This window comes from Hyalangium ruber (assembly GCF_034259325.1).
GTDB lineage: Bacteria > Myxococcota > Myxococcia > Myxococcales > Myxococcaceae > Hyalangium_A > Hyalangium_A rubrum.
This window is the reverse complement of record NZ_JAXIVS010000039.1, coordinates 1-2877: the sequence shown is the minus strand read 5'-3', so window position 1 is coordinate 2877 and position 2877 is coordinate 1. Positions and strand designations below refer to the sequence as shown.

General features: G+C 66.1%; 2 protein-coding genes. Both read left to right on the top strand.

Annotation, left to right across the window (positions count from 1 at the left end):
* The first annotated feature begins 227 nt into the window (after positions 1-227).
* Entirely contained in the window at positions 228-1616 is a 1389-nt protein-coding gene (locus SYV04_RS43600; RefSeq protein ID WP_321552057.1) for a serine/threonine-protein kinase, read from the top strand.
* A 218-nt stretch (positions 1617-1834) separates the two neighbouring features.
* Positions 1835-2785, top strand: coding sequence for a hypothetical protein (locus SYV04_RS43595; protein ID WP_321552056.1), 951 nt, complete (start codon positions 1835-1837; stop codon positions 2783-2785).
* Positions 2786-2877: the final 92 nt, after the last annotated feature.

The window sequence follows — 2877 nt, the reverse complement described above, 5'->3', positions numbered from 1 at the left end:
CGCTGCGCCTCCTGACGGAACTGCTCCAATTCCTTCTCCAACTCCACGGACCACCTCCTGGTGTGTGGCCGCAGGTGGTCTCACAAGAAGGAGAACCCGTCACGACGGGGCACGGCGAGGTCTTACGTTGTCTCAGGCCACCTGGCAGTGGCCCTCCACCCACTTGGAGGTACACGCTGGAGACTTCGCACACGGTACCGCCGACCGCCCTTCCTCCCGGTGCTCTTGTGGGGCCTTGGCGTCTGCTGGGTCTGACGGCCGAAGGCTCCTACGGCGTCGTCTTCCGCGCGGAACGCGCCGCATCTCCCGGAGCCGGAGTGTTCGCCCTCAAGCTCGCACGCCAGCCAGAGGATCCGCGCTTCGCGCTGGAGGTGGAGCTGCTCTCACGAGTCGAGCACCCGAACGTGCCCCGCTTGCATGACTCCGGCGAGTGGGCGGGGCCCGAGGGAGCGCTGCATCCCTTCCTCGTGATGGATTGGGTGGAGGGCCTGCCCCTGTATTCGTGGGCTCGAATCCAGCGCCTCTCCTCCCGACAGGTGCTGCGCCTGCTGGCCCAGCTCGCCCGTGCCCTCCAGGCAGTTCATGCCGCGGGTGGCCTCCATCGAGACGTGAAGGGGACCAACGTCCTGGTTCGCGCCGCCGATGGCCAGGCCCTGCTGGCCGACTTTGGCTCGTGTACCTGGCGTGGCGCTCCGGTGCTGACCCGCCAGTCCCACCCTCCAGGTACTCCCCAGTACGCGAGCCCCCAGGCTCAGCTCCATCAATGGAAGTTCCGCCGCTTCGCCTCTGCCCGTTACGAGGCCTCTCCGGCGGATGACGTGTATGCCCTGGGCGTCACCGCCTACCGCCTCGTGGCCGGCAGATACCCGCTCATCGCCGAGGCGCAGGAGGCGGGGGAGGAGGACCTGTTCTCACGTTTCCCAGCGCTGGTGCCCGTGGAGGAGTTGGCGCAGCTGAGCCCGGAACTGGCACGGTGGATCGGCCAGATGCTCTCCGAGAAGCCCGAAGCCCGAGGCACCGCGGCGGAGCTGGCGCTGGGATTGGAACTCGCGGCGAATACGGTGGGGAGCGAAGCGGATCAACCCATCCGCTCCGGGAAGCCTCCCGCTCGAGGCTTGCCGGAAGCCATCACTCGGGAAGCACGAGAGGCTCCGCCAGTCCAGGCGCCCCGGTCCGTTGTGCGGCGGAGGTGGCCCGCCGCCCTGCTCGTCATGGGAGGGGGGCTGGCCGCCAGTATGTGGTGCGTGTGGCAGGCCAAGTCGGGAGCGTCGAGCGAGGTCTCCGGGACAGATGCCGCCGCGCCGGAGGGGGAGACGACGGGCTTGGGAGAAGTGGTGCTCACCCAGCCGCTGAGCGCTCCGGAGCCTCTTCCCACGAGTGAAGGGATCGCCGAGGAGGTGCCGAAGGAACCGCTGCCCGGCCAGCGCCTGCCTCCCTGTAAGAAACCCCAGGTCAAGATCCACGGCAGTTGTTGGATTCCCGTGGCAGACGAGGCGCCGCCGTGCATCGAGGACACCTATGAGTGGAAGAGGCGGTGTTACGTGCCCTTCTTCGGTCCACCCCTCCCAGCCACCTCGGGGCAGAAGAAGAAGCCGCAGGGGCTGAGCGACCCATGAGGACGGGGTAGCCAAGTCTTGACTGAAACCGCGCTCGACCAAGTTGGATCGCACTCGCTAGAAGTTCGGAGTGGCGGGTTCGATTGCCGCCGCTTCCAAGCCGAGCAACCCGCCGCTTTCAAGGCGCCGCCCTCTGAAAACGGGGGCGGCGCTTGCGTTTGGGGACCAAATCCGGCTTTCTGGGACCAAAAAAGGACCAAATCGGAGGCGGTAGCGGCATGGGTACCAAGGTGTGGATCGGCAAGTGGACGGGCGGGCGGATGTTCGCAGGCAAGGACGGGCGCCCCGTCTACGTGCTGCGCAAGATGATCAACGGGCGGAACTACACGATCCACCTGGACGCCCGCAGCGAGGCGGAAGCGGAAGCGGAACTGGCCCTTTTCGTGCGCGATCCCGAGGGCTACCGCACGCGGGGCGAGGCCCAGAAGATCAAGAACGAGTCTGCCGTGTTCATGGACGCGCCAGCCGTGGTCCGCTACCTCGAACACATGAGGAGCAAGGGGACAACCGAGCGCTACGCGAAGAACGTGGGCTTTTACTTGGCAGGGTGGGCCGCTGGGCTCGCAGGGCGCGACCTTCGCACCGTGACCCTTCAAGACCTGTTGCGGGAACTGAAGAAGCACAAGACCGCCCGCAAGAACCGGATCACGGCGCTCAAGTCCTTTTGTGCGTGGCTGCGGGAAGTCGAGGGCGCTTTGACTACCGGGGAAGACGCTTCGATCTCCCTGAAGATTCCGGTAGCCCGTCCCGAGAAGTCGGTGCGGGAAAAGGGCTACAGCATCGAGACAATCGAGCGCCTTTACAGCGCGATCACCGGCTGGGAGTTCAGCAACTTCAACCGCGAGGAGACACGGCAACGCACGGACGTTCAATGCGTGCGCGACGTGCTGTGCATCCACGCTAAAACGGGGATGCACGGCACGGAGATCGAACGGCTGGCGCGTGGTGAGGGCACGCTGTCCGTGGTTGCAGAGGGCGAGATCGCCGCTACCATGACCTTCATTCACAAGAGCGGACAGGTACACCGCCAGAGCATCGACCGTCAGACGTTGGGAGCGGTGCAACGACTCCAGGCGCGCGGTGCGGCTCCCGTGGAAAGCCACATCCGCCGCGTTGTGCGTCGTGCGTGCAAGGGTATCCGCTGCATGAGCCCCGTCTGGAGTAGCTGAGCCAGAGCGAGCAAGGTGTGGCGCATGGCAGACATCGAGGTGTGGAAGAAGCGGGTGGAGGACTGGCGCGCCAGCGGTCAGAGCGCCGGGGA